General features: G+C 57.0%; 26 protein-coding genes. 7 read left to right on the top strand and 19 right to left on the bottom strand.

Going from position 1 to position 25305, the window contains the following annotated elements; all coding sequences use genetic code 11:
- Window positions 1-32 precede the first annotated feature (32 nt).
- Both hisA and hisF read left to right on the top strand, forming a co-directional pair.
- Entirely contained in the window at window positions 33-770 is a 738-nt protein-coding gene (hisA, locus tag IBX51_RS08795) for a 1-(5-phosphoribosyl)-5-[(5-phosphoribosylamino)methylideneamino]imidazole-4-carboxamide isomerase (RefSeq protein ID WP_291830776.1), read from the top strand.
- A 9-nt stretch (window positions 771-779) separates the two neighbouring features.
- A complete protein-coding gene (gene hisF / locus IBX51_RS08790; protein ID WP_291830775.1) occupies window positions 780-1553 on the top strand; it encodes an imidazole glycerol phosphate synthase subunit HisF in 774 nt (257 codons plus the stop codon).
- Between the two features lie 38 nt (window positions 1554-1591).
- Here hisF and IBX51_RS08785 read toward each other — a convergent pair whose 3' ends face one another.
- From IBX51_RS08785 to gpmI, 4 genes are all read right to left on the bottom strand, one after another.
- Window positions 1592-2380 (bottom strand): divergent polysaccharide deacetylase family protein, encoded by a 789-nt coding sequence (locus tag IBX51_RS08785; protein ID WP_291830786.1) that lies wholly within the window; start codon window positions 2378-2380, stop codon window positions 1592-1594.
- Window positions 2381-2412: 32 nt separating this feature from the next.
- Window positions 2413-3807 carry a S41 family peptidase gene (locus IBX51_RS08780; RefSeq protein ID WP_291830774.1) on the bottom strand — a complete coding sequence of 465 codons (1395 nt, stop codon included), beginning with the start codon at window positions 3805-3807 and terminating at the stop codon, window positions 2413-2415.
- Window positions 3808-3895: 88 nt separating this feature from the next.
- Window positions 3896-5035, bottom strand: a complete 1140-nt coding sequence (locus IBX51_RS08775) for a peptidoglycan DD-metalloendopeptidase family protein (protein ID WP_291830773.1) — start codon at window positions 5033-5035, stop codon at window positions 3896-3898.
- Window positions 5036-5052: 17 nt separating this feature from the next.
- A complete protein-coding gene (gene gpmI, locus IBX51_RS08770; protein ID WP_291830772.1) occupies window positions 5053-6600 on the bottom strand; it encodes a 2,3-bisphosphoglycerate-independent phosphoglycerate mutase in 1548 nt (515 codons plus the stop codon).
- 150 nt (window positions 6601-6750) lie between these two features.
- On the opposite strand from gpmI, the gene IBX51_RS08765 reads away from it, so the two are divergent.
- Window positions 6751-7167 carry a rhodanese-like domain-containing protein gene (locus tag IBX51_RS08765; RefSeq protein WP_291830771.1) on the top strand — a complete coding sequence of 139 codons (417 nt, stop codon included), beginning with the start codon at window positions 6751-6753 and terminating at the stop codon, window positions 7165-7167.
- Between the two features lie 131 nt (window positions 7168-7298).
- Complete coding sequence (gene secB / locus IBX51_RS08760; RefSeq protein ID WP_291830769.1) at window positions 7299-7796, top strand: protein-export chaperone SecB; 498 nt, start codon at window positions 7299-7301, stop codon at window positions 7794-7796.
- A 74-nt stretch (window positions 7797-7870) separates the two neighbouring features.
- Here secB and trmL read toward each other — a convergent pair whose 3' ends face one another.
- The 5 genes from trmL to traF all read right to left on the bottom strand — a co-directional run bounded on the left by trmL (window position 7871) and on the right by traF (window position 12982).
- Entirely contained in the window at window positions 7871-8335 is a 465-nt protein-coding gene (gene trmL / locus IBX51_RS08755) for a tRNA (uridine(34)/cytosine(34)/5-carboxymethylaminomethyluridine(34)-2'-O)-methyltransferase TrmL (RefSeq protein WP_291830768.1), read from the bottom strand.
- Between the two features lie 5 nt (window positions 8336-8340).
- A complete protein-coding gene (locus IBX51_RS08750; protein ID WP_291830767.1) occupies window positions 8341-9519 on the bottom strand; it encodes an acetyl-CoA C-acetyltransferase in 1179 nt (392 codons plus the stop codon).
- 126 nt (window positions 9520-9645) lie between these two features.
- On the bottom strand, window positions 9646-10386 hold the full coding sequence (locus IBX51_RS08745) for a pteridine reductase (RefSeq protein WP_291830766.1): 741 nt from the start codon (window positions 10384-10386) through the stop codon (window positions 9646-9648).
- A gap of 16 nt (window positions 10387-10402) precedes the next feature.
- Window positions 10403-11515 (bottom strand): multifunctional CCA tRNA nucleotidyl transferase/2'3'-cyclic phosphodiesterase/2'nucleotidase/phosphatase, encoded by a 1113-nt coding sequence (locus tag IBX51_RS08740; RefSeq protein WP_291830765.1) that lies wholly within the window; start codon window positions 11513-11515, stop codon window positions 10403-10405.
- Between the two features lie 165 nt (window positions 11516-11680).
- Entirely contained in the window at window positions 11681-12982 is a 1302-nt protein-coding gene (gene traF / locus IBX51_RS08735) for a conjugal transfer protein TraF (protein ID WP_291830764.1), read from the bottom strand.
- Window positions 12983-13232: 250 nt separating this feature from the next.
- On the opposite strand from traF, the gene IBX51_RS08730 reads away from it, so the two are divergent.
- Both IBX51_RS08730 and IBX51_RS08725 read left to right on the top strand, forming a co-directional pair.
- Window positions 13233-13772 (top strand): LPP20 family lipoprotein, encoded by a 540-nt coding sequence (locus IBX51_RS08730; protein WP_291830763.1) that lies wholly within the window; start codon window positions 13233-13235, stop codon window positions 13770-13772.
- Window positions 13773-13805: 33 nt separating this feature from the next.
- Window positions 13806-15008 carry a flagellar assembly protein T N-terminal domain-containing protein gene (locus IBX51_RS08725; protein WP_291830762.1) on the top strand — a complete coding sequence of 401 codons (1203 nt, stop codon included), beginning with the start codon at window positions 13806-13808 and terminating at the stop codon, window positions 15006-15008.
- Window positions 15009-15010: 2 nt separating this feature from the next.
- Here IBX51_RS08725 and IBX51_RS08720 read toward each other — a convergent pair whose 3' ends face one another.
- From IBX51_RS08720 to yegQ, 8 genes are all read right to left on the bottom strand, one after another.
- Complete coding sequence (locus IBX51_RS08720; protein WP_291830761.1) at window positions 15011-15469, bottom strand: SufE family protein; 459 nt, start codon at window positions 15467-15469, stop codon at window positions 15011-15013.
- On the bottom strand, window positions 15466-16008 hold the full coding sequence (sufT, locus tag IBX51_RS08715) for a putative Fe-S cluster assembly protein SufT (RefSeq protein WP_291830760.1): 543 nt from the start codon (window positions 16006-16008) through the stop codon (window positions 15466-15468). Before sufT ends, IBX51_RS08720 begins: the two co-directional genes overlap by 4 nt.
- Before the next feature lie 18 nt (window positions 16009-16026).
- Window positions 16027-16383: an iron-sulfur cluster assembly accessory protein gene (locus IBX51_RS08710; protein ID WP_291830759.1), complete on the bottom strand. Its 357-nt coding sequence runs from the start codon at window positions 16381-16383 to the stop codon at window positions 16027-16029.
- A gap of 12 nt (window positions 16384-16395) precedes the next feature.
- Entirely contained in the window at window positions 16396-17649 is a 1254-nt protein-coding gene (locus tag IBX51_RS08705; RefSeq protein WP_291830758.1) for an aminotransferase class V-fold PLP-dependent enzyme, read from the bottom strand.
- Between the two features lie 4 nt (window positions 17650-17653).
- Window positions 17654-18940 (bottom strand): Fe-S cluster assembly protein SufD, encoded by a 1287-nt coding sequence (gene sufD / locus IBX51_RS08700; RefSeq protein ID WP_291830757.1) that lies wholly within the window; start codon window positions 18938-18940, stop codon window positions 17654-17656.
- Window positions 18941-18955: 15 nt separating this feature from the next.
- On the bottom strand, window positions 18956-19717 hold the full coding sequence (gene sufC, locus IBX51_RS08695; protein ID WP_291830756.1) for a Fe-S cluster assembly ATPase SufC: 762 nt from the start codon (window positions 19715-19717) through the stop codon (window positions 18956-18958).
- A gap of 42 nt (window positions 19718-19759) precedes the next feature.
- Window positions 19760-21208 (bottom strand): Fe-S cluster assembly protein SufB, encoded by a 1449-nt coding sequence (gene sufB, locus IBX51_RS08690; protein WP_291830755.1) that lies wholly within the window; start codon window positions 21206-21208, stop codon window positions 19760-19762.
- Window positions 21209-21487: 279 nt separating this feature from the next.
- Entirely contained in the window at window positions 21488-22816 is a 1329-nt protein-coding gene (yegQ, locus tag IBX51_RS08685; RefSeq protein WP_291830754.1) for a tRNA 5-hydroxyuridine modification protein YegQ, read from the bottom strand.
- Between the two features lie 186 nt (window positions 22817-23002).
- Between yegQ and IBX51_RS08680 the strand changes: the two genes are divergently transcribed.
- The gene (locus IBX51_RS08680) at window positions 23003-23359 is read left to right on the top strand and encodes a helix-turn-helix transcriptional regulator (protein ID WP_291830753.1); all 357 of its coding nucleotides are present in this window, start codon (window positions 23003-23005) and stop codon (window positions 23357-23359) included.
- Here the strand turns inward: IBX51_RS08680 and fabB are convergent, their stop codons facing one another.
- Both fabB and fabA read right to left on the bottom strand, forming a co-directional pair.
- Entirely contained in the window at window positions 23360-24571 is a 1212-nt protein-coding gene (fabB, locus tag IBX51_RS08675; protein ID WP_291830752.1) for a beta-ketoacyl-ACP synthase I, read from the bottom strand.
- Between the two features lie 11 nt (window positions 24572-24582).
- On the bottom strand, window positions 24583-25092 hold the full coding sequence (gene fabA / locus IBX51_RS08670; RefSeq protein WP_291830751.1) for a bifunctional 3-hydroxydecanoyl-ACP dehydratase/trans-2-decenoyl-ACP isomerase: 510 nt from the start codon (window positions 25090-25092) through the stop codon (window positions 24583-24585).
- Window positions 25093-25305: the final 213 nt, after the last annotated feature.

Genomic DNA, 25305 nt, shown 5'->3' with positions numbered 1-25305 from the left:
CTCCCAGACGGCAAACTCCGAGGAAGAACAAAATGCTGATTATCCCCGCTATCGATCTCAAAGACGGCAAATGCGTAAGACTCCGCCAGGGCCGCATGGAAGACTCCACCGTATTCGGTGACGACCCCGTAGACATGGCCACCAAATGGGTCAACGCCGGCGCCCGCCGCCTGCACCTGGTCGACCTCAACGGTGCCTTCGCCGGCGAACCGGTCAACGGCGAAATCGTCAAAGCCATTGCCGTAAAATACCCGAATCTGCCCATTCAGATCGGCGGTGGCATCCGCTCGGCTCAAACCATCGAAGCCTACCTCAAAGCCGGCGTACAGTGGGTGATCATCGGCACCAAAGCCGTCAAAGAGCCTGAATTCGTCACCGAAATGTGCAAAGAATTCCCCGGTCACATCATTGTTGGCCTGGACGCCAAAGACGGCCGCGTAGCCACCGACGGTTGGGCCGAAGTCTCTGAAGTCATGGCGGTAGACCTGGCCAAACGCTTCGCCAACGACGGCGTGTCTTCCATCGTTTACACCGACATCGCCCGCGACGGCATGATGCAGGGCGTGAACGTAGAGGCGACAGCAAAGCTGGCAGAGGAGGGTGGTATTCCGGTGATTGCCTCTGGCGGCGTCACCAACATGGATGATCTCAAGCGCCTGGCCACCGTAGCCGACAAAGGCGTGATCGGTGCTATTACCGGTCGCGCCATTTATGAAGGCACCCTGGACGTTGCGGAAGCCCAGGCTTTCTGCGACAGCCTGCGAGACTGAGGTCGTATTATGGCACTGGCAAAACGCATCATCCCCTGTCTGGACGTCGACAAAGGCCGCGTGGTTAAAGGCGTCAACTTTGTGGATATCCGTGACGCCGGCGATCCGGTAGAAGTCGCCCGCCGCTACAACGAGCAGGGTGCAGACGAAATCACCTTCCTGGACATCACCGCCAGCAGCGAAAGCCGCGACACCACCTACGAAACCGTCGAGCGCATGGCGGCCGAAGTGTTTATTCCGCTGACGGTGGGCGGAGGTGTGCGCACCGTGGACGATATCCGCAAGCTGCTCAATGCCGGCGCTGACAAGGTATCGATCAATACGGCAGCGGTTTTTAATCCGGAATTCGTGAAAGAAGCAGCGGAGCGTTTTGGCCGGCAGTGCATTGTAGTGGCTATTGACGCCAAACGGGTGAGTGCAGAAGGCGAAGAACCCCGCTGGGAAATCTTCACCCACGGCGGCCGCAAGCCGACCGGGCTGGATGCGGTGGAGTGGGCTCGCAAGATGGTGGAGATGGGCGCGGGTGAACTGCTGCTGACCAGTATGGACCGTGACGGCACCAAGATCGGTTTTGATCTGGGACTGACCCGTGCGATCAGCGATGCCGTGGCGGTACCGGTGATTGCCTCAGGTGGTGTGGGTGAGCTGCAGCATCTGGCCGATGGCGTTACTCAGGGTGGTGCCGATGCCGTTCTGGCAGCGTCTATATTCCACTTTGGCCAGCACACCATTCCCGAGGCCAAGGCCTTTATGAAGGCACAGGGTATCGAAGTTCGGGACTAAAGGATTTTTGGCGTGTCCGTGGGTGTTCGTGGCTAAGACTAGTCTTTGTTACTTTGGGCAACAGACAGCGCCACCGGTTGCTTTTCTCCTTCCGCAAACATCTCCCGGTTGCCATTTCGCATGGCCCAGATGCCGCTCACAGTCGCCACGGCAATGCCCTGTTCATCCAGTTTCGGCAAGTGCTTCTCCAGATAGTCCACGGTCACCTTATGGGGGTGGCCAATGCCGATGGCAGTGCCTTTTTCTTTGGCGGTTTTGATCAGAAGCTGGAACTGCTGGTCCACAAACTCTTCGGTTTGTTCATGATCCAGAAAGACATCCCGGGTCAGGCTGGGAATCTGGTAGGCCTGTGCCACTTGCCCTGCGATCGAGTTGGCGATGGTACGGCTGTCAACAAAATACACCGGGTATCGGTAAAGCTCCTTCATCACCCAGTCCATGGGTTGCAACTGCTGGGTCAGCAGACTGCCCATGTGGTTGTTAACACCGCTCACGTGAGGGATTGACTGGAGTGAACGCCTCAAGGTTCGGGTCAGCGTGGCTTCGTCCATGTCGGGGGTCAGTCCCCCACGGCCAAGGCCAAAGTTGCGAGTGTTGGCCATGGGAGCGTGCAGCATGATTTCCTTGTTCTGCTGGTAAGCCAGCTTGGCTAAAGGAACGGTGTGCCTCAGGTAGGGCAGAAAGGCCAGCGTCAGCGGCTGATCCATCTGCGCCAGCCGTTCACCCTCGTAACGATTGTGGCCCATGTCGTCAATAATGATGGCAATGGTTGGCGGGTACTGTTCGCTGGCGGACCCTGCGGACAGCACTGCCGGACTGGCAATCAGGCCAGCAAGTAGTACCAGTGTTTTCACACAGTTCACTGACGTTTGCCCTGCTCTCTACGGTTAAGAATGTTCATGCCTTTAAGCAGGTTCAGAGCAGAACGAAGCTGGTAATCACGTTCTGCAGCAGAGGACCGGGTTTCGGTATCTGGCACTTGCTCGTCACGGTCCCCGTCTTCGTTATCACCTCGAAGGTGACCGCTCAGGTCAGCCTCTGTGAAGAATGGCCGGCCGTCCAGTTCGGTCAATTCTGCCGGGCGAACGACGATGTCGGGCTTGATGCCTGTGGCCTGAATTGAACGGCCCTCAGGAGTGTAGTAACGGGCCGTGGTCATTTTTATGGCGTGGGTCTCGTCCAGAGGAATAACGGTTTGTACACTGCCTTTGCCGAACGACTGGGTGCCCATGATCACTGCGCGACCGTGATCCTGCAGAGCACCGGCCAGGATTTCAGAGGCGGATGCTGAGCCACCATTGATCAGAACCACTATCGGTGTGCCTTCCATTATGTCGCCGGCCTTGGCGCTGAAGCGAAGGCGTGAGCTCTGAACACGGCCTTCGGTGTAAACAATCAGGCCTTCGTCCAGCAGCGCATCGGTGGTTTCAACCGCCGCCTGCAAAATGCCGCCCGGGTTATTGCGAACGTCGATAATCAGTCCGTCCAGTTCGCTGCCGTGCTGCTCTTCCAGTGCGGACAATGCTTGCCGGAACTGACGGCCGGTTTCGGCCTGGAACTGAGTGATGCGAACATAGCCGTAGCCATTTTCGATCATCCGGGACTTGATGCTGGTGACTTTAATGATGGCACGGGTTACGTCAATTTCGATGGGGCCGCTTTCACCGTCCCGCATGATGGTTAGGGTAAGCACGGTGCCGGGTTTACCGCGCATGAGTTTGACGGCTTCCTCAAGCGACAGGCCCTTGACCGGTTTTTCGCCCAGCTTGATGATCAGGTCGCCAGCCAGGACGCCTGCTTGCTGCGCAGGGGTATCGTCGATAGGCGCGATCACTTTCACGAAGCCATTTTCCATGCCCACTTCGATGCCCAGGCCGCCAAACTCACCGGAGGTGCTTTCTTCGAGCTCTTCGTAATCTTTCGGAGCGAGGTAAGTGGAATGAGGGTCCAGGTCGGAGAGCATGCCCTTGATGGCGCTTTCCAGTAATTTTCGGTCCGAAACCTCCTCAACGTAGGCCGCTTTGATGCGACTGAAGACCTCGGTGAATTTTCTCAGGTCGTCCAGAGGTAACTGTTCTTCTGGATCAGGCAGTTGAATCTGAACCCGTTCGCCGTTCTGAATGCTATCCAGGATCTGCTGGGTCTGTGCGTCCTGGTCTTGTGCCCATGCCAGGGACGAAGCGGCAAAAAAACAGGCGATCAAGGCAATGCAACGCAGTGGCGAGTTCTGGTGTGTACTTCTGACCCGTTTCATTCACATATCCTGTTGTGTTTCCGCAAGTTGGACTGGCTGATGTTCAAGACAGTATGGCGCTCGACAGGCCGTTTGTCAGCCCTTTGCTTCAGGGTTTGCCAAGCCAGCTGCGGGGGTTGACCGGTTTGCCGTTCTGGCGCACTTCAAAATAGACCGCCGGGTCGTCTGTGCCGCCGGTGCGACCGGCCAGAGCGACGGTTTCGCCGGCGGCTACCCAGTCTCCTGGCGCGGTAAACAGACTGCTGCTATGGCCGTAGAGTGTCAGGTATCCATCGCCGTGATCTATGATGGTCATCAGACCAAACCCCCGGAGCCAGTTGGCGAAAACCACCCTCCCGTAGTGTATGGCTTTAACTTCGGCGTCTTCCTGGGTATTCATGATGATGCCGTTACGGCGTAATTTGCCCTCGGCATAGGCAGCGCCGTAGTTGCTGACGACACGACCTTTGGCGGGCCATGGCAGATTGTTGCGAAGAGACTTGAATGGCCTGGATTCGTTGGGGGCAGGTATGCTGGCGATGGCTTGCTGTACTTCCTCGAGCAGCTTCTCCAGGCGCTTTCGGTCAGCGTCCAGATCGTCTCTTTCGCCGCGGCGGTTGCGTATGTCGGCGTTCAGGGCGGTCAGGGTCTTTTCGCGTTCTTTTCTGGTATCTGCCAGCTGTTGCTGACGCTGCTCCAGGCTCGCTTCGGTTTTCGCTAACTCTACACGGCTGGTTTGAACCGCAGCCCTGGCCGCTCTCAATTCCCTGAGGCTGGCTTGAAAGGCCTCTAGGCGCCCAACCGTATCCCGGCTCAGGTACTCGTAATAGGTCATGGTGCGAGCGATCATGCCGGGCTCGATTTCGTTGAGCAGGATCTTCAGGGCGGGGGCGTCGCCCTCCATCCAGGCAGCGCGGATTTGTTTTTTCAGGCCCTCGCGTTGCTGTTCCAGTGTTGTCGCGAGTTCGTTTTCCTGTTTCTGCAGTTCGGTCAGCTGCTGCTGTTGCTCGTCGGCCTGAGCTCTCAGATTGCGGCGTTCGCGAGTCAGTTCACTGATGCGGCGTTCGTTCGCAACCAACTGCTTTTCAAGATCCGAGCGGCTTCTTTCAGCGCTGACCAGCCACTTGTCAATATTGGCAATGCGCTTTTTCAGCGCGTCCACCTGGGCCGGGGTAACGTCTTGCCCGGCATGAGCGAGCGTGGCCCCCAGGATGAGGGCCAGGGCCATTGCTGCAATGCGCATCAGCATGTCTGATCGCAGCCGGATCAGTTTGTGATTACCAGGCTGTGCCCGGTCATTTCCTGCGGCGGCTTGTCTCCCATCAGGGTCAGCAGGGTGGGCGCAATGTCGCACAGGCTGCCGCCATCTTTCAGAGTGACTTTGCGAGGGCCTGTGTATACCAGCGGCACGGGGCCGATGGTGTGCGAGGTGTGGACCTGGCCGGAGTTAGGATCTGTCATTTGCTCACAGTTGCCATGGTCGGCGGTGATCAGTGATTCGCCACCGACTTCATCCAGAGCGTCGACTACGCGCTGTATGCACTGGTCTAGGCATTCCGCCGCCTTGATAGCAGCGTCCAGCTTGCCGGTATGGCCAACCATATCGCCATTGGCGTAGTTGCAGATAATCAGGTCGTATTTACCGCTCTTGATGGCTTCGACCAGTTTGTCGGTTACCTCTGGTGCGCTCATCTCTGGCTGCAGGTCGTAAGTCGCTACTTTTGGTGACGGCACCAGAATCCGGTCTTCACCGGCAAACGGGGTTTCCATGCCCCCATTAAAGAAGAAGGTGACGTGGGCGTATTTTTCAGTCTCGGAAATCCGTAACTGAGTTTTGCCCATGGCGGCTACATATTCGCCCAAGCCGTTGGTCAGTTGCTCCGGCGGGTAGGCGCAGGAAGTTTTGATGTCGGCGGCGTATTCGGTGAGCATCACGAAGTCAGCCAGTTCGGGATGTTTGCGGCGATCGAAGCCGTCAAAACCCTTGTCTACGAAGGTGCGGGTCATTTCCCGGGCACGGTCTGCGCGGAAGTTCATGAACAATACCGCGTCACCATCGTTTATGGTGCCTTCCGGTTGGCCTTCAGCGCGAATGCGGGTGGCTTTGACGAACTCGTCGTTTTCGCCACGCTCGTAAGCGTGCTCGAGTGCGACGATCGGATCTTCAAAACTAAACTCGGTGTCGCCCAGTGTCATGGCGTTGTAAGCAGACTCTACACGGTCCCAGCGGTTGTCGCGGTCCATGGCAAAATAACGGCCAACAATCGTGGCGACCCGGCCAACGCCAAGATGTTTCATTTTTGCAGCGGCTTTTTCCAGAGACGGCCCGGCACTGCGCGGTGGCATGTCGCGGCCGTCCAGAAAGGCATGAATATAGACTTCTTTGGCGCCATGGTTGGCGGCCAGTTCGGCGGCAGCGAGCATGTGATCTTCATGGCAATGAACACCGCCGGGCGACAACAGGCCAAGGATGTGTACGGCCTTGTTGTTGGCAACAGCTTTGTCGATGGCGGTGCACAGGGCTTCGTTACTCTGAAAGTGGCCGTCTTCGAGGTCTTTGTCTATCCGCGTCAGGCTTTGATACACCACCCGGCCGGCGCCGAGATTCATGTGGCCAACTTCCGAATTGCCCATCTGGCCCTGAGGTAATCCCACAAACATGCCGGAGGTATTGATCAGAGTTTTGGGCTGGTTCTGCCAGAGCTTGTCCCAGAACGGGGTTTGGGCATTGGAGATGGCGTTATCTTCAGCCGGGTCACGATGGCCCCAGCCGTCGAGAATAATCAGTGCAGTGGGCTTGCGCGTCTCGGTCATTATTTCGTCCGGTTGGTTGCGAAGTAACAAGATCAAAGAGGGCTCAGATTGTAACCGTTTTCATTTGCGCAGGCCACGCGGTTTAGCTTGCCTTCTTTGACCGCGCGTGGGTGTGTATAATCCGGCCAAACCAATTTTCAGGGTAGTTGCATGGACCGTTTGTTTGAATTCGTTGTTAATCACTACATTCTGGTATCACTGTTCGTGGCCTTTCTGATTGCGATTCTGGTGCTGGAGTCGCGCCGGGGGGGAACCAAGATTTCGGCTCAAGGTGCGGTATCACTGATCAATAAAGATGAGGCGGTGGTGGTGGATATCCGTGACCGCAAGGAGTTCGGTGAGGGTCGGATTACGGGTTCTGTTAATATTCCGCTGAACAGCATCAAAACCCGTGCCAATGAATTGAGCAAGTTTAAGGAAAAGCAGATTATTGTGGCTGACAAGATGGGGCAGCATTCTGCGATGGCGGTCAAGCAACTCAATGCCGAGGGTTATACCAATGTGCTGCGGCTGAACGGTGGTATTGCAGACTGGAAAGCCAGTAATCTGCCCCTGGTGAAAAAGTAACAGGGCTTGATCTGATTGGCGATCTGACGCACTGTTTCATATTACCGCCCGGAACCTGGAAGTAGACTGTTCCGGCGCACGTGACGATAACAACGGGCCTCGCCCATACTACGAGAACGAAAGGACTGATCATGGCTGAGAATCAGCAAGCCGCAGGCAACGAAAACCAGAACCAACCCCAGTTTGCCCTTCAGCGTATCTATGTGAAGGACCTGTCTTTTGAGTCCCCGAATGCTCCGACGGTTTTTCAGGAGCAGTGGAAGCCTCAGGTAAACCTGGATCTGAACACCGCCCACAACAAAATCAGCGACAACCAGTATGAAGTGGTGTTGTCCCTGACGGTCACGGCAAAAATGGGTGAAAAGGTTGCCTACATCGTCGAAATCCAGCAGGCCGGCGTATTCATGGTGTCTGGAATTGAAGGCCCGCAGCTAGGCCAGATGCTGGGCGCTTATTGCCCGACCATTCTCTTCCCCTACGCCCGTGAAGCCATCGACGGTATCGTTAACAAGGGCAGCTTCCCGGCACTGATGCTGGCGCCGGTGAACTTTGACGCGATCTACGCCCAGGCGCTCAAGCGCAAGCAGGAAGAAGCCGCAGGCGAAACAAAAGAAGAGCAAACTCACTGAGCAGCTGCTGACAGCCTGCTTTGATGACACAAAAAACCGGCCAAGGCCGGTTTTTTGTGTCTTGTTTGTTGAACTCAGAGCGCGCCGGTGAATCCTAGCTGACGCCACGCCTCGTAAACCACCAGAGCAGCTGTGTTGGACAGGTTGAGGCTGCGACTCTCGGGCTGCATGGGTACCCGCAGGCGGCACTCTGGTGGCAGCTCTTCGCGCACATTAACCGGCAGGCCTCGGGTTTCTGGCCCGAACATCAGATAGTCGCCGTCCTGAAAGGCCACTTCATGGTAGTGGCGCGTTCCTTTGGTGGTGAGCCCGAACAGCCGCGCAGGCTGTTCGGACGCCATAAAGCTGGCGTAATTCGGGTGGGTCTTCACGCTGGCGTACTCGCTGTAATCCAGCCCCGCCCGGCGCATCTGCTTGTCTTCGAGGGAAAAACCCAGAGGTTCGATCAGATGCAACCGACAGCCGGTGTTGGCACACAGCCGGATGATATTGCCGGTGTTTGGCGGTATTTCCGGCTCGTAGAGTACAACGTGAAGCACCTGCTTTAGCGCTCAACGGCCAGGGCAACACCCATGCCGCCGCCGATGCACAGTGTGGCCAGGCCTTTCTTGGCGTCCTGGCGCACCATCTCGTGCAGCAGGCTGACCAGGATGCGGCAGCCAGAAGCGCCGATTGGATGGCCCAAGGCGATGGCGCCGCCATTTACGTTCACTTTGTTGGTATCCCAGCCCATGTCGCGGTTGACCGAGATGGCCTGAGCGGCGAAGGCTTCGTTGGCTTCAATCAGATCCAGATCGGTAGCGGACCAGCCGGCTCGCTCCAGACAGCGTGTGCTGGCGGGGATCGGGCCAGTACCCATGATGGAGGGGTCAACGCCGGCACTGGCGTGAGCTTTGATGGTGACCAGTGGGGTCAGGCCCAACTCTTTGGCTTTGTCGGCACTGCATACCATGACCGCAGCTGCGCCATCGTTCAGCGATGAGGCGTTGCCGGCGGTGACCGAGCCGTCTTTCTTGAAAGCCGGGCGCAGTTTGCCAAGACCCTCAGCGCTGACGCCATCTCGAGGGCATTCGTCTTTGTTGACAATCAGCGGATCGCCTTTGCGCTGGGGAATACTGACCGGCACAATCTGACCATCAAAGTACCCGGCATTCTGAGCGGCGACGGCTTTCTGCTGAGACGCAGCGGCGAATTCATCCTGCTCTTCCCGGCTGATGCCGTACTTGTCGACGATGTTCTCGGCGGTGATGCCCATGTGGTAATCGTTGAAGGCGTCCCACAGGCCATCGTTGACCATGGTGTCGATCATGGTCCAGTTACCCATGCGCTGACCGTTGCGGCTGTTAGGCAGTACGTGCGGGGCCTGGCTCATGCTTTCCTGGCCACCGGCAATGATCATTTCGGCATCGCCACACTGGATGGATTGAACCGCCATGTGCACGGCTTTCAGGCCGGAGCCACACACTTTATTGATGGTGATGGCGGGCACAGACGCGGGCAGGCCAGCGTGAATAGCCGCCTGGCGAGCCGGATTCTGACCGCTACCGGCGGTGAGTACCTGGCCCAGGATAACTTCGCCGACCTGCTCGCCCGCGACGCCGGTTTCTTCTATCAGCGCTTTGATCACAGCAGCGCCAAGCTGGTCTGCCCGCAGGCTGGACAGGCCACCACCAAAGCTACCAATGGCGGTCCGTTTTGCGGCAACAATCACAACATCACGCATGGGAAATCTCCGTCGCTATGGGCAGGCTCTGAAGTTGGCCTGCCGGCATGTTCATAATGGGAGCATTGTAGCGGGAAAGCGAGTGCGCGCCAAAACCACCAAGGTCGGGTTGTCGCTGTGCCGTGGTTACATGTTGAGACTGCGGCCGCCGTCGACCGACAGAATTTGTCCGGTAACAAAGGGCGCGTCACACAACAGGTAGGCAATGGCGCCGGCAATGTCATCCGGATTGCCGGTACGAGCCAGCGGCGTTTTGTCGAGAATGGCCTGTTGATGGGATTGGTTGACTTCGGCACCACCTTCGGGCCAGAGAATCGCGCCCGGCGATACCCCGTTAACCCGGATCAGTGGCGCGAGATCTTTCGCCCAGGATCGGGTCAGCGCGGCCAGGCCAGCTTTGCTGGCGCAATACAGAGGGTGGTCGTTCAGAGGCTTTTCGCTATAGATGTCGATCAGGTTGACGACGCCACCGGCCGATTTTTTCAGCTCTGGCAGGCAGTGTTGGAGCAGGAAGAAAGGCGCCTTAAGGTTTGCCCCCATAATGGCCTCCCAGTCGTCTTCGGTTGACGCCTCGGTTGCCCGGGGATAAAACACCGAAGCGTTGTTGACCAGGCCATCCAGTCTCTGCCATTGCTGGCAGGCAGCCCTGGCCAGGTGAGCGATCTGGCCAGTGTTGTTCAGGTCTGCTTGCACAGACGTCGCAGAATCAGCACGTTCCCGGTTCAGTTTGTCGACCAGCTGCTGAGCCTGGTCTGCCCGCGAGCGATAATGAATAACCACGTTCCAGCCGCGAGCATGCAAGGTTTCTGCAGTGCGGGCACCAAGCCGGTGAGCCGCACCGGTGATCAGAGCGACAGGCGCTGTCATGGCTATTTCCTCTAGGTTATTGAGTTAGTACCTGCGTGATACGTTGCAGTCGCTCATTACGGATTGCAGCGCCCAGCTCCTTGCCTTTGAAGCCCTGTTTGATCAGGGCTTGTGGGCGGACATCCAGAGCCGCTTTAGCCGCGTTACGCAGTGCCACGATAAACTCCGCCAATTCAGCGCTGGTGGTGCAGGATAACGTGTCGATCAGTTGTTCGAAGCGGTCGGCCCGGCGCCAGATGTCGGCCTGATCGAGCAACTCCATGGCTTCTTCCGGTGTGGTTGCCCGGGCTTTATGATCGGCCAGACGATGCGTGAACAGGCAGACGAGGTGCGCCATCTCTCGGCAATCGTTGGGGCTTTTCATCGCTTTTGCGCGGCTTAGTGCCGCCGGCTCCGGTACCGAACAGAGCAGGGCGGCAAATCGCTGGGCGGTGGTGCCGCCTCGGCAATGAACGCAATGAAGGCCCTGCAGCCCGTTGCGGAAAGTGTGTGTGTCTGCCAGCTCTGGAATCAACCGGTCCAGCGCGCCCAGTTCTCTGAGTACATCAAAGAATACGCCAGGGGCCTGTTCGTGCAGAGCGCGTTGCACCTCCTGCCATACCCTTTCCGGGGCCAGGTCTGCCAGTTCGTCATCGTTAACCATGGTGCGCATCAGCGCCGTGGTTTGCTGGCAAATGGTAAAGCCCATAGGTTGCAGGCGAGCAGCGAATCTGGCCGTTCTGAGAATGCGCAGAGGGTCTTCAGCGAAGGCTTCCGACACATGCCGAAGTGTTCTCCGCTGCAGGTCTGCATAGCCATGGAAGGGGTCGACCAGCTGGCCATCTTCGGTCTCTGCCATGGCGTTGATGGTCAGATCGCGGCGCTTCAGATCCTGCTCCAGCGTGACATCCGGCGCGCTGTACACGGTAAACCCGTGATAACCCCGGCCCTGCTTGCGCTCTGTGCGGGCCAGGGCATATTCCTCACCGGTTTTCGGGTGCAGGAACACCGGGAAGTCGGCGCCTACCTGTTTGAAACCCTTCGCTCGCATTTCATCTGGCGAGCTGCCCACAACGACCCAGTCGCGGTCTTTTACCTCAAGGCCAAGCAGTTTGTCCCGAACGGCGCCGCCTACCAGATAGGTTTGCATGAAGCGGGGGTTTCCTTTGGTTTGTGGGTTGGGCAGATTGGTAGATTATCCGGCCACAGTCTGCCGTAGGCAAACCCGGCCAGTGAATTCCGGTGCTATGAAGCTGTCAGCCACAAAAAAGCCCGGCTTGCAGAGGCAGGCCGGGCTCATGAGACTATGCCGAGATCAGAAGGAGGTTCCGAGCTCGATGGCTGCACCCACGTCAGCACTGCTGTACAGCGCGCCGATATCAAGACGCGCACCGAGAATGTTCAGGCCCAGGCCAGCGGTGAACTGGGTATCTTCTTCAATACCGTCGTTGTCGCTGTTGCTGGCCAGGTTGTGTCGGATACCGGCGCGCAGTTGGGCGTAACGCCAGGCATCGAATTCGGCGCCGACAGCCAGCCACTGGGTATCGTCTTCAAAACCGAAGGCTTTCTTCTTGGTCAGGTCCAGTTCGGCGGTGACAACATGGTAGTTGCCCTTGTGGGCGATGGCGGCGGTGACCATGGGGTCGAGTTCAAACGTGCGCTTTTGTTCGCCCAGATCGGGGCGACTCTGGGCGGAGTCCAGCTCCATCGGGATCAGGTTTTTAACGACAACGCCGGCATTCCATTCGCGATTTTGGCCGAAGGCATAAGCGGCACCGACGTCCAGGTTGAATCCACTCTTGTCAGTCTGGTACTGGTCGCCGTCGAATTCGTCATCCTCAAATCCTGACACTGATTCAGTGTACTGGAAGGTGCGAAGCTCGACGTATTTTGGCGACACACCAACTTGCAGTGCATCGCCATTGTTGAGTTGGAAGGTGCTGGCAAAGCTGACACCAGCCTCGATGACGGCGGATGCCAGGATGCGCCCGCGGGAATTGAATTCGATGTCCCGATCGTTATCGTTAAGGATAGTATTTATGTCGGCGGCCGTTTGGGCATTGCTAATGCTGTCCAGCAACGCTTGGTCACGGTTGTCCAGCTCACCACGGACGGAGGCGGTCAAATTACCCGTGGTGAACACACCAACAGCCAGGCGTGGGCTGGGAAAGGCTATGCCAATGCCAAGGCCGAGGTTGACACGCATGGTGTCATCGCTGAATGCTTCAAGGCGGTTACTGAGATCCCTGGCTGTGTTCTGAAAGCGCTCAACGTCTTCTGGTGAGAGGGCAGCACTAAAACCATTGATTTGACCGTCGAACTGATCAATCACATCCTGAATATCATCAATCTGATCAATAACGTCTTCTTCATCTGCAAAGCGCGCATTAACCGAAGGCAGCATTAGTCCAAAATCATCCGCCCATTCGTGTTGCGGCGCAGCCATCATTGCGGGGTTGGCCAGAGGCGCTGCAGATGGATGAGCAACCGCAACACCCGTGCCGCCCATGGCAAAGGAGCGCGCAGACATTGCGCCCTGAGGGCTGGCAAGGGCCGAGGTGGTAGCAATAGAGAGGCCGACGGCCAGAGACAGCTTACTGAGGCGGTTTGTGTTCATGAACAGTCCTGAGGTTATTATGGTGCAGGTACAAATAATTAATTAGCCGCAAGGTTAGCCCAGTTTTTTCTATGACACAGCTCACAACCGGTAACGGTTTGTTCTCTATCTGTAAACGAAGGCAGCGTGTTGCCGCCTGGCGGCAAAATAAAGTGTGAGTTTTTTAGAAAAGTATTTTAGATCATGGGGTTGTTAATGCTGGCGTGATTTTTCCATGGTGCTTGCAAAAGTGTTTCTCGGAGACAAGATAATGACACTGCGATGGACTCTCGTGCCTGTTCTGGCTTTTGCATTGGCAGCCTGCGCGCCGGTGGGCGGTTATCAGCATAGCACGCAGGACGACTCAAACACGTTCGAGCCGATAACGGTTCGGGTCAGTGGCTTTGGTACCTATGAGGACGTTCGGGAAGATCGGCTAAATACCCGTAAGCGCTTGATGGCGCGACGTGCTTCCCAGTTGGATGCATACCGTAACCTCGCTGAGCGGGTATACGGTACGGTGATCTATGGCAGCTCTACCGTGAACGATTTTGTGGTGCACAACGATACATTCCGCACCTACGTTGACAGCTATATTCGCGGTGCCCGGATGGTGGCCGTCAATGAGCATAGCGACGGTGTGGTCGAAACCGTTATGGAACTCAGGTTGGAGCCGCGATTCCGTGAATGTGTGTCTCGCGTGGCCGATGATCAGGTGCGGGATGTATGTGTTATTCCCATGCCCAGGCACAACGACCGGGTAGGCGATGTGGAAGCGCGCCGCACCAACTCACTTTACTACCTGGACTAAACCGCCGTTGCTCTGGCGCGTTGCGGGAGACCTATGAAACTTATTGTTTTATTGCTGTTTTGGTTGTGTGCCGGCGTGGTGAATGCGGCCATGCTTGAGGGTGTGGGCCATGCCAATATCCGGGAGAACAATCTGGACCAGGCCCGTGCCGAGGCCCGGCAAGCGGCCATGCGGGATCTCGCCCTGCAGTATGAGGCCAGCATCAGCACAGAGGATACCCTGGAGAATGGCAAGCTGACGCAGTCCCAAACCCGGTTGTCAGCTCGAGCCCAACTGCGTAATGCCACCATTATTGATGAGTATCGCAGTGGCAATCTGTTAAGGGTGATTGTGCGGGCTGAACTGGCGGGCGCAGCTGACCGTGCCAGCTGTAAGGCCGGTGATGCCAGCGGACTGCGCAAGCGGGTTGCAGTGACCGGCTTTCCGATTACGATGCCCGCCCAGGGTGGCAGTCAGGCACTGGACGACGCCGGCGAGAAGTTGCCGCAGGCACTGGTTGCCCGCTTGCAGGCACAGGGTCGTATGCAGGTGCTGGGAGCAACGTCGTTGCAACTGTTCGGTAATCTGGCGGATGCACCCACGTCTCAAAAAAACCTGACGGCCAATCATTTGACCAACGTGGTACAGCTGGCCCGTGAACTGGGTGCACAATTTGTGGTGTCTGGTGTGATCCGTGATATCGGTTTGTCTGATCCCAATGCCTGGGGCAGCTCGATTACCAATCGCATGCAGCGCAGGGCTGGCCTGGTGGACACCACTCGCCGCTTTGAGGCTGAAGTAATGGTATTCGATGGGTTCAGTGGCTCACCGGTCTTCCAGCAGCGCTTCGCAACCTCTGCCCATTGGGATCCAAAAGGCAGTGGCAGCGGTGGCTTTGCCTCTGCAGGTTTTGAGAAGTCTGAGTGGGGGCAGGCGGTTACCGGAGTTATTGATGACATGACCGCTGCGGTGAACAATGCGTTAGCGTGTCAGCCGTTTATGGCGCGGGTAACCAGGGTTGAGGGTGACCGGGTAACCCTGGCTTCCGGCGCTACCGCCGGACTGCAGCCGGGAGACGAGCTGAATATATACCGCAGCCAGCGTTATTTTGATTCGCTGGACGGTACGCCAGAACTCACGGATGCCGGGGTTTCTATCACTCTGGATAATGTGCACCCGGATTTCAGCACGGGTCGGTTGCCGATGACTGGTGGACAGGTAAACCTTCAGCGCGACGACATCGCCATTATCTGGTGAGCTCAGGCCACTTCGGCTGCGGCAATATCGCGGATCTTGCCAACCATGGCTCGCAGGCCATTGCCCCGTGTCGGGGAGATATGGCGGAAAAGGTCCAGTTGCTCGAACAACTCGTCGATGTCGACGGCCAGGAGTTCTCTGGGTGTCTTGGCGTTCAGGGCGACCAAAATGATGGCTGCCAGGCCGCGTACAATCATGGCGTCAGAATCAATCAGCAGTAGCAGCTTGTCACTGTCTTGATCGTGGTGGTGAATCAGCCACACCTGGCTTTGACAGCCATGCACGTAATTATCCTCGACTCGCTCATCATCGGGAAATGCCGGCAACTGTTTGCCCAGGTCAATGATATAGGCGTAGCGATCTTCCCAGTCATCCAGAAAGTCGAAAGCGTCGATAACGTCTTCCAGAGTCGTTTTGGTGCCGAGAGGGTTGTCCAGAAATTGCTGCTCGTGGGCGGTCATAGCATTCCCAATTCCAGTTTGGCTTCATCGGTGAGCATGTCGTTGTTCCAGGGCGGGTCAAAGGTGAGCTCTACCGTCACTTTGTCCACGTTGGGAACATGCTCCACCTTGCGTCTCACATCCTCGGTAATCACCGGGCCCATGCCGCAGCCTGCGGCGGTCAGGGTCATGGTGATGTTGATGTGATTGCCGTCTTTGGTCCCGTTTTCGATGTTGCAGTTGTAGATCAGACCCAGGTCTACCACGTTGACCGGGATTTCCGGGTCGTAGCAGTTGCGTAACGCTTCCCAAACCTGGTTTTCGTTTACGCTGCCGTCTTCGGGCGTGTCGAAGCTGCTTTCGAGAGGTTGTTTGCCCAGGGCGTCGGCATCGTGGCCTTCAATGCGGGCAAGGTTGCCGTTGACCGCGACCGTAAAGGTGCCGCCCAGGGATTGGGTGATGGTGACAAAGGTGTCCGACGGAATCATGATTTCCGTGCCGGACGGGACCAGGCGGGCTTCCACCTCGCGCTTGGTCAGGACAACTTCCCGTTCTTGCATGCTTAAAAAGGCCTCTGTTTATGTCACCGTAAAGCTTTCGCCGCAGCCGCATTCCGCCGTAGCGTTGGGGTTGCGGAAACGGAACAGGGAGTTAACTCCCTCGGTAACAAAGTCTATTTCAATGCCGTTTACCAGGGGCAGGTGTTCCTGCTTCACGTACACATCCACGCCATCGATCGCGAAAATTCGATCGTCGGATGTGCTTTCTTCTACCCATTGGGTTTCATACTTGAAGCCGGAGCAGCCACTTTTTCTGATGGCCAGGCGAATGCCTTTGGCTTCCGGTCTTTTATCCAGTTGCTTGCGCACATGTTTGACGGCGGTTGGCGTCATGGTCACGTTGACATCGCTTGGGGTGAAGACTTCGGCTGTCATGTGTCCACCTCCTCAGGTAAACAGACGCTGGATCTTTTGAAGGCCGGTGAACAGTTTCTCGACCTCCTCCAGCGTATTGTAGAACGCGAATGAAGCCCGGGCTGTACCGGGTACTCCGTAGAAATCCATCAGTGGCATGGCACAGTGATGGCCGGTACGGATGGCGATGCCTTGCTGATCCAGCAGAGTACCAATGTCACTGGGATGCAGGCCGGCGATCTTGAAAGACATCACTGGTACTTTCTGCTTTGCGGTGCCGATGATCTCCATGCCGGGCACGGTTTCCACCAGTTGATTGGCGCGGGTAAGCAGGGCGTTTTCAGCCACTTCCATGGCTCTGCGGTCAAGGCCGTCCAGATAATTGATGGCAGCCGCCAGGCCGACGGCTTCGGCGATGGCCGGGGTGCCCGCTTCAAATTTGTAGGGCAAGACGTTCCATGTGGTGCGCTCGAAAGACACCCGCTCGATCATCTCACCACCGCCCTGATAGGGGGGCATGTCTTCCAGCAATTGTGCCCGGCCATAAAGCACACCGATACCGGTGGGGCCGAACAGCTTGTGAGCTGAGAACACGTAAAAGTCACAGTCCAAAGCCTGAACATCGGGTTTGAAATGCGGTACCGCCTGGGCACCATCAATCAGCGTTATCACGCCCAGTTTTTTGGCTTGCTCGATCAGCGATCTGATCGGGTTAACCGTGCCGAGCACGTTAGAAACGTGGGTAATGGCCAGAATGCGGGTGCGTTCGGTGAGCAAGCTGTTGAATGAATCCAGATCCAGCTCACCCTCGGGCGTTACCTGCACGGGCACCACTTTGGCACCGGTACGCTCAGCCAGCATCTGCCAGGGCACAATGTTGGCGTGGTGCTCCATATGGCTGACCAGAATTTCGTCGCCGGCTTTCAGGCGCGGTGCCAGGCCATTGGCGACCAGGTTGATGGCTTCGGTGGTGCCACGGGTCCAGATGATCTCTTGGGTGCTGGGTGCGTTAAGAAAATGACGAACAATTTCCCGGGCACCTTCAAAGGCGGAGGTCGCGCGGTCGCCCAGGGTATGCGCACCTCTGTGCACGTTAGAATGCATCTCACGGTAATAGCGATCCATGGCGTCCAGCACGGCCAGGGGCTTCTGGGCTGAGGCACCGTTGTCCAGATACACCAGCGGCTTGCCGTTAATTTCCTGAGCCAGGATCGGGAAGTCGCGGCGAATGGCTGCTACGTCAAACGCTCTGGTTACGGTGTTATTTGCCACGGACAGATCGCTCATGCCTTCAGATCTCCTGGAAGGTTTGCTCGAAGAAATCATTCAGTCGCAGCTGAGCGGTTTCGCGCACGGCCTGGACCGGAATCTGGCTGACCAGCTCGTTGATAAACGCCATGGTTAACAGCACGTTTGCTTCCCGGCGGCCAATGCCGCGAGACACCAGGTAGAACAGTGATGTCTCGTCTAGCTGACCAATGGTGGCGCCGTGGGCGCATTTCACATCGTCTGCGTAGATTTCAAGCTCCGGCTTGGTGTCGATTTCAGCGCCATTGTTGAGCAACAGGTTTTTGTTGTTCATATCCGCGCTGGATTTCTGTGCGTCCTGGTGGATATGAATCCGACCATTGAAAATCGCATGGGACTGGTCTGCCGCAATGTTGCGATAGGTCTCTTCGCTGGTGCAGTTGGCGGCCACATGGTCAATGGATGTGTGGTTGTCGTAGTGCTGTTTGCCTTGGGTAACCACCACGCCATTGAGCTTGGTCTCCGCGCCTTCGCCTTCGAGGCGGACTTGCAGGTCGTGCCGGCGTAGTTGGCCACCAAAACCGACGCAGTGACTCTCAAAGCGAGAGTTGCGCCCTTGCAGGACCCCGGTGGCCCCGATGTGCTGAACATTCTCGCCTTCCATGTTCAGGCGGATGCTGGTGATGTTGGCGCCATCCGTCAGATTGAACTCGGTCACAGTATTGACCAGAGCGGAGGCCTCGCCACTGGAGGTGTACTCCTCCACCAGAGTCATCTGGCTGTTGGCCCCGGCTTCCACGTAGATGCGCGGGTAGGCCGAGCCACAGGCATCTGCTTCTGTGTTGTGGATGATAAACAGGGGCTGATCCAGTACCGCACCTGGCTTGAGCCGAATCAGCAACCCGTCTTCAAAGCGGGCATCGTTCACGCGGGCGAATTGAGCTTGTTCATGATCCAGCGCACTGCCCAGCTGCATAGACAGCGCCTGAGCTTCATTGGCATCGAGGTCGCTGAAGCTCTGGATCACGATGCCGTCCAGATCCGGATACTCGCTGGCTTCGGGAATCATGACACCGTTGATAAACACGACCTTGTACCCGGGTATCGCCAGACTGGTGCCTGCTTTGCCCTCCGCCGGCAGGGAAATCGCCATGTCGTCCGATAACTTGAGGTACTTGCTGGAGTACTTCCAGTTCTCGGTTTTGCGGGTAGGCAAGGGCATGTCAATCAAGGCGCTAGCCCGTTGTTTACGCAGCGCCAGCAAGGGCTCAGGCAGGGTTTGCCCGGCCGGATGCAGGAAGGCGCTGGAAAGCGTTGGTGCTGGTTTCATTCCGCGACCTCCTGATCAGTTGCTGGTGTCTTCGTCTTTGATGCCCAACCAGCCGTAACCGCGCTCTTCCAGCTCAAGGGCCAGTTCGCGGCCGCCGGATTTGACGATCTTGCCGCCGGCCAGCACGTGCACGTAATCTGGCACGATGTGGTTCAGCAGACGCTGGTAGTGAGTCACCATGAGAATGGCGCGATCGTCAGCCCGAAGTGCGTTGACGCCGTTAGACACCACTTGCAATGCGTCGATGTCGAGGCCTGAGTCGGTCTCGTCGAGGATTGCCAGCTTTGGTTGCAGCAAAAGAGCCTGCATGATTTCGTTGCGTTTTTTCTCACCGCCAGAGAAGCCTTCGTTAACGCCGCGCTTGAGGAAGGCAGGGTCCAGATCAACCTGTTTGGACACCTCTTTGGCCAGCTTCATAAATTCAGCGGCGTTCATTTCTTCTTCGCCCCGGTGCTTGCGCATGGCGTTGACGGCGGTGCGCAGGAACTGCAGATTGCTCACGCCCGGAATTTCTACCGGGTACTGGAATGCCAGGAAGACGCCCTCGCGGGCACGTTCTTCGGTGGCCAGATCCAGCAGATTGTCGCCGTTCAGAGTCACTTCACCTGCGGTTACTTCGAAGGTCTCGTTGCCTGCCAGCACCTGGGACAGTGTGCTTTTGCCAGAACCGTTTGGTCCCATAATGGCGTGAACTTCCCCGGCTTTGACCTCGAGGTTAATGCCTTTGAGAATTTCCTCTCCGTTGACGGAGGCATGCAGGTTTTTAATGCTCAGCATTGGTAGCGTCTCTCTGTATTCGGGAATTCTGTAGTAAATAAATTAACCAACGGAACCTTCAAGGCTGACTTCCAGCAGCTTGCCGGCTTCTACCGCAAACTCCATCGGCAACTCTTTGAACACTTCCTTACAGAAGCCGTTCACGATCATGGAAACGGCTTGTTCCGGGTCGATGCCACGCTGACGGCACAGGAACATCTGTTCGTCGCTGACCTTGGAGGTGGTGGCTTCGTGTTCCACGATGGCTGATTTGTTCCTGCTTTCGATGTACGGGAAGGTGTGCGCGCCACAGCGGTCGCCGATTAGCAGCGAATCACACTGGGTAAAGTTACGCGCTCCGTCTGCACCCGGACCGAATTTCACCAGTCCACGGTAGGCGTTGGAGCTGCGGCCAGCGGAGATGCCTTTGGAGATGATGGTGCTCTTGGTGTTTTTGCCAAGGTGGATCATCTTGGTGCCGGTGTCGGCCTGCTGGTAATTGTGGGTGAGCGCGACAGAATAAAACTCACCAACGCTGTTATCACCACGCAGCACGCAGCTTGGGTATTTCCAGGTGATGGCGGAGCCGGTTTCTACCTGGGTCCAGGACACCTTTGCGTTCTTGCCGATGCAGGCCGCACGCTTGGTGACGAAATTGTAGATGCCACCTTTGCCGTTTTCATCGCCTGGATACCAGTTTTGTACCGTGGAGTATTTGATCTGAGCGTCGTCCAGGATGACCAGTTCCACCACCGCTGCGTGCAGCTGGTTTTCGTCCCGCATCGGTGCCGTGCAGCCTTCGAGGTAGCTGACGTAACTGCCTTCTTCGGCAATGATCAGGGTGCGCTCGAACTGGCCGGTGTTGGCGGCGTTGATGCGGAAGTAGGTGGACAGTTCCATAGGGCAGCGGACGCCTTTCGGGATGTACACGAACGAGCCATCGGAGAAGACCGCAGAATTGAGGGCGGCAAAGTAGTTGTCGCCAGCCGGCACTACACTGCCCAGGTACTTTTTCACGAGCTCCGGGTACTTTTGTACCGCTTCGGAGATGGGGCAGAAGATCACGCCGGCTTTTTCCAGCGGTTCTTTGAAAGTGGTAGCCACGGAGACGGAATCGAAGACGGCATCAACTGCTACGCCGGCCAGTTTGGCCCGCTCATGCAGGGGTATGCCGAGCTTTTCGTAGGTGCGCAGCAGCTCCGGATCGACTTCGTCCAGGCTCTGGGGCATATCTTCCGGGCGCTTGGGCGCGGAGTAATAGGAGATGGAATTGTAGTCCACCTTGGGGAAGTCGACGTGGGCCCACTCGGGCTCGTCCATTTCCAGCCAGCGACGATAGGCTTTCAGGCGCCACTCGAGCATGAACTCGGGCTCTTGCTTGAGTTCAGACAGGCGGCGGATTACGTCTTCATTGAGGCCGGGTTCGAAGGTGTCGGATTCGATTTCGGTAACAAATCCGTGCTCGTATTCCCGTTTGATCAGCTCTTTCACCTCGGTGTCGGTGGTCGCCATGATCGTCGCTCCGTAAGTCTCTCATCTGGGGCTTGTTGCCCTGTGTTTCGCCGAACATACCTTTGGCTGGGTGGTGTCGGCGGATGTCTTCGGTTTGCTGGTGCTGCAATGGTCGCTCGTGTCCTTGAGTACGCCTTGCAATCGCTTTTTGGATGACGGGAGGGCCGATATTTTGGTGTGTCCCGTTGCTTCTGGAGAAGGATTATACAATACCAGAGTAATTTAGTCAGGTATTAAATTGGTCGTGTAGGGATTATACCTTAATCGGTCTTCGGGGCACTAAGAGGGCGGGTTATTGCCTTGATAGACTTTGGTCAGATAGGTGAAGTCCAGGTTCTCCGGCAAATTTTCCGGCTTCGGGATCTTAACGGTATGGCCGCTACCCGGCGCGTAGTCCATGGCTTTGCCGTGGCGGTTTTCCATGGTGGCTGCGGAGAAGCGGAGGTTGCCGGCGGGGGTGATCAGTTCGAGTTGGTCGCCGGGGGCAAATTTGTTTTTGACGTCGATGATGAGCCAGCGGTCGTCGATGTCGGTGATGGTGCCTACAACTTGCTGGGTGCCGAGGTAGGAGGAGCCCTGTTCGTAGGTCTGGTATTCCTGGGGCACGTGACGGCGCAGGAAGCCTTCGGTGTAGCCTCGGTTGGAGAGGGCTTCGAGCTCGTCCATCATGTGCATGTCGAAGGCTTTGCCGGCTAGGGCGTCGTCGATGGCCTGGCGGTATACTTGGGTGGTGCGGGCGACGTAGTAGGTGCTTTTGGTGCGGCCTTCGATTTTGAGTGAGTGCACGCCCATGTTGATGAGTTCTGCAACGTGCTGCACGGCGCGCAGGTCTTTGGAGTTCATGATGTAGGTGCCGTGTTCATCTTCATAGGCGGGGATGTAGCCGCCCGGGCGGTTGGGTTCTTCCAGGAGGATTTCCTTGGGTTCAAATGACTGCACGGCGCTGTTTGCTGAGGTGGCGATGAGGTCACCGGTCTGGTCTGTGCTGTGTGCCACTTCCTTATAATTCCAGCGGCAAGCGTTGGTGCAGGCGCCCTGGTTGGCGTCGCGATGGTTCATGTAGCCAGACAGCAGGCAGCGGCCGGAGTAGGCCATGCACAGGGCGCCGTGGACGAAGACTTCCAGTTCCATGGCCGGGACTTTTTCGCGGATTTCGCGGATTTCGTTGAGCGCCAGTTCCCGGGACAGAATCACCCGGTTGATGCCCTGGCGGCGCCAGAATTCGACGGTGGCCCAGTTGACGGCGTTGGCTTGCACCGACAGGTGGATGGGTTGATCGGGCCAGGTTTCCCGTACCAGCATGATCAGGCCGGGGTCAGACATGATCAGGGCGTCCGGTTTTTGTTCGAGCACCGGCGCCAGATCTCGCAGGTAGCTGCGTACTTTGTCGTTATGAGGTGCTATGTTTGAGACTAGGTAGAATTGTTTGCCCAGCTGGTGGGCGCGTTCGATGCCGGCGCCCAGGGCGGCAACGTCTTTGAAGCTATTGTTCCTTACCCTCAGAGAGTAGCGGGGCTGGCCGGCGTAGACGGCGTCTGCGCCGTAGGCAAAGGCGGTTTCAAGGTGTTCGGGGGTGCCTGCGGGCGCGAGCAGTTCCGGGGTGGTCATGGTGTCTCCGGGAGGTTTAGATCATCGGTGGTTGCGGGTAGGCGTAATGGGTGTTCAAATTTTGCCTGAAGCCGGTCACAGTTCCATTGATCTTGCTCAAAGGTCGTATTGATTACATTCGGCTAACACGTGTACGCTGGTCAGAATTTTGGATGGAGCTTTAACAGAATGGCAGGAGGAGTTGGCATGGCATCAGAGTCCCTGAAGCCTGAGATGTCAAAGCGTTCACTCAGTATGCGGGTGAGTTTTTTGATCCGGGCTCAGCTGGCGCGTGGCAAGGTGGGGGTTGAGACGGTTGCAGCGCAATTAAACATGAGCCGTTACACTTTGCACAAGAAGTTACGGCAGGAAGGGCTGACATTTGCCGCTTTGCTGGAACAGGTTCGTCGTGACCAAGCGATCACGTACATGAAGGATAAAACCAAGCCACTGGTAGAGATTGCCGAGCAACTCGGTTTTTCGGAGCTGAGTGCATTCAGCCGGGCGTTCAAGCGCTGGATGGGCACTCCGCCGGCTGAATACCGTTCACTCAGGCTGTCCTGATCAGATTTTCTTGAAGATCAGGGTGGCGTTGGTACCGCCGAAGCCAAAGCTGTTGCTCATCACCAGGTCCAGGTTCTGGTTATCCATGCGTTCGCGAACGATGGGGTAACCGGTGGCGCCTTCATCGAGATTCTGGATGTTGGCAGACGGTGCGATAAAGCCTTCTTTTTGCATGATCAGGGAATAGATGGCTTCATGAACGCCCGCTGCGCCCAGTGCGTGACCGCACAGGGGTTTGGTGGAACTCAGTGGCGGAATCTTGTCGCCAAAGGTTTCCCTGAGAGCTTTCAGTTCGGTGATGTCGCCAGCCGGGGTGCTGGTGCCATGGGTGTTGATGTAATTGATTTCACCCTCAATATTGGCCATCGCCTGCTTCATGCAGCGAATAGCGCCTTCGCCGCTTGGTGCGACCATGTCGGCACCGTCGGAGGTTGCACCAAAGCCAACCAGTTCAGCAAGGATGGTCGCACCACGGGCTTCGGCATGTTCCAGTGCTTCCAGTACCAGAGCGCCACCACCACCGGAAATGACAAAACCATCGCGGTCCGCATCGTAGGTACGTGATGCCTGTTCCGGGGTGTCGTTGTACTTGGTGGACAACGCGCCCATGGCGTCGAACATCAGGCTCAGGGTCCAGTGGATGTCTTCACCGCCGCCGGCAAGCATGACGTCCTGGCGGCCCAGGGCGATCTGGTCGGCCGCGTGACCGATGCAGTGGGCGCTGGTAGCGCAGGCCGAGGTGATGCCGTAATTGATGCCGGTAATACCAAAGGCGGTGGTGATGGAGGCGTTGATGGCGCTGCCCATGGTACGGGGCACCCGGTAAGGGCCAACCCGGCGGATGCCTTTGTCACGATGGGTATCGATGGCGTCCAGAAGCTCCACAGTCGAGGCGCCGCCGGTGCCAAAGACCGCACCGGTGGTGTTGGCGCGAATCTGTTCATCGGTCAGGCCTGCCTGTTCGATCGCTTCTTTTGCCGATAAATAGCAATAGCCGGCAGCAGGAGACATAAAACGCCAGATTTTACGGTCAATCAGTTCCGACAGGTTCAGGTCAATCTTGCCTGCAACGTGGCTGCGCAGGCCGCTATCCCGTGCTTCCTCGCTGAACGCAATGCCGGAGCGGGATTCCCGCAGGGACTGGGCTACTTCTTTCTGGTTGGTACCAAGGCTGGAGACGATCCCCATGCCGGTAATTACAACACGACGCATCTTGCTAACTCCTAAAAGTCATCTGTAGACGTAAACAGGCCAACACGCAGGTCTTTGGCAGTGTAAATTTCTTTGCCGTCCACTTCCATTCGGGCATCTGCAATGGCCATGGTCAGCTTGCGGCGAATCAGGCGCTTGATGTCCAGGCGATAGGTGACTTTCTTGTTAGTCGGCAGCACCTGGCCAAAGAACTTTACTTCGCCGGCGCCCAGTGCGCGGCCTTTGCCTTCACCGCCACCCCAGGCCAGGAAAAAGCCGACCAGTTGCCACATGGCATCAAGGCCCAGGCAGCCGGGCATGACCGGATCGCCATCAAAGTGAACTTTGAAAAACCAGAGATCCGGGTTGATGTCCAGTTCTGCCACCAGGCTGCCCTTGCCGTACAGGCCGTCATCCGCACCCACGTGGATGATACGGTCAACCATCAGCATTTCATCGGTGGGCAGGCGCATGGCGCCCGGGAATAGTTTCCCGTGCCCGCAGCGGATCAGGTCTTCTTTGTCAAAGTGATCAGGGTACATGTTGCCTGTGTCTCTGTTACAAAATGATGTGTTACTACTTTAGCGCGTGTTACGAGAAGAGCTATTGACCTTTAGTGGATGATTGCAAACTTGATGTTCCCCAAAGCGACAAATCTGGATGAGTTTGGTTCATCCCTCTTTGCCGTCGGCTCGTGGACTGGCGAGGATCGCGGTATAACGAACCATGAATATAAGATAGGCCAGCACCCAGAG

The sequence above is a fragment of the Marinobacter sp. genome, assembly GCF_014859525.1.
GTDB lineage: Bacteria > Pseudomonadota > Gammaproteobacteria > Pseudomonadales > Oleiphilaceae > Marinobacter.
The sequence above is the reverse complement of the archived record's forward strand: the minus strand, read 5'-3'. Positions and strand labels throughout refer to the sequence as shown.

Coding starts and splice junctions, on each gene's coding strand:
- yegQ (WP_291830754.1), bottom strand. CDS start 22,816: ATGACCACCCCGGAACTGCTCGCGCCCGCAGGCACCCCCGAACACCTT.
- sufD (WP_291830757.1), bottom strand. CDS start 18,940: ATGAAACCAGCACCAACGCTTTCCAGCGCCTTCCTGCATCCGGCCGGG.
- IBX51_RS08780 (WP_291830774.1), bottom strand. CDS start 3,807: ATGAAACGGGTCAGAAGTACACACCAGAACTCGCCACTGCGTTGCATT.
- IBX51_RS08775 (WP_291830773.1), bottom strand. CDS start 5,035: ATGCTGATGCGCATTGCAGCAATGGCCCTGGCCCTCATCCTGGGGGCC.
- hisF (WP_291830775.1), top strand. CDS start 780: ATGGCACTGGCAAAACGCATCATCCCCTGTCTGGACGTCGACAAAGGC.
- sufT (WP_291830760.1), bottom strand. CDS start 16,008: ATGCAAGAACGGGAAGTTGTCCTGACCAAGCGCGAGGTGGAAGCCCGC.
- sufB (WP_291830755.1), bottom strand. CDS start 21,208: ATGGCGACCACCGACACCGAGGTGAAAGAGCTGATCAAACGGGAATAC.
- hisA (WP_291830776.1), top strand. CDS start 33: ATGCTGATTATCCCCGCTATCGATCTCAAAGACGGCAAATGCGTAAGA.
- IBX51_RS08705 (WP_291830758.1), bottom strand. CDS start 17,649: ATGAGCGATCTGTCCGTGGCAAATAACACCGTAACCAGAGCGTTTGAC.
- IBX51_RS08710 (WP_291830759.1), bottom strand. CDS start 16,383: ATGACAGCCGAAGTCTTCACCCCAAGCGATGTCAACGTGACCATGACG.
- secB (WP_291830769.1), top strand. CDS start 7,299: ATGGCTGAGAATCAGCAAGCCGCAGGCAACGAAAACCAGAACCAACCC.
- IBX51_RS08720 (WP_291830761.1), bottom strand. CDS start 15,469: ATGACCGCCCACGAGCAGCAATTTCTGGACAACCCTCTCGGCACCAAA.
- fabB (WP_291830752.1), bottom strand. CDS start 24,571: ATGCGTCGTGTTGTAATTACCGGCATGGGGATCGTCTCCAGCCTTGGT.
- IBX51_RS08680 (WP_291830753.1), top strand. CDS start 23,003: ATGGCATCAGAGTCCCTGAAGCCTGAGATGTCAAAGCGTTCACTCAGT.
- IBX51_RS08765 (WP_291830771.1), top strand. CDS start 6,751: ATGGACCGTTTGTTTGAATTCGTTGTTAATCACTACATTCTGGTATCA.
- IBX51_RS08750 (WP_291830767.1), bottom strand. CDS start 9,519: ATGCGTGATGTTGTGATTGTTGCCGCAAAACGGACCGCCATTGGTAGC.
- sufC (WP_291830756.1), bottom strand. CDS start 19,717: ATGCTGAGCATTAAAAACCTGCATGCCTCCGTCAACGGAGAGGAAATT.
- IBX51_RS08730 (WP_291830763.1), top strand. CDS start 13,233: ATGACACTGCGATGGACTCTCGTGCCTGTTCTGGCTTTTGCATTGGCA.
- fabA (WP_291830751.1), bottom strand. CDS start 25,092: ATGTACCCTGATCACTTTGACAAAGAAGACCTGATCCGCTGCGGGCAC.
- IBX51_RS08725 (WP_291830762.1), top strand. CDS start 13,806: ATGAAACTTATTGTTTTATTGCTGTTTTGGTTGTGTGCCGGCGTGGTG.
- traF (WP_291830764.1), bottom strand. CDS start 12,982: ATGAACACAAACCGCCTCAGTAAGCTGTCTCTGGCCGTCGGCCTCTCT.
- IBX51_RS08745 (WP_291830766.1), bottom strand. CDS start 10,386: ATGACAGCGCCTGTCGCTCTGATCACCGGTGCGGCTCACCGGCTTGGT.
- gpmI (WP_291830772.1), bottom strand. CDS start 6,600: ATGACCGAGACGCGCAAGCCCACTGCACTGATTATTCTCGACGGCTGG.
- IBX51_RS08740 (WP_291830765.1), bottom strand. CDS start 11,515: ATGCAAACCTATCTGGTAGGCGGCGCCGTTCGGGACAAACTGCTTGGC.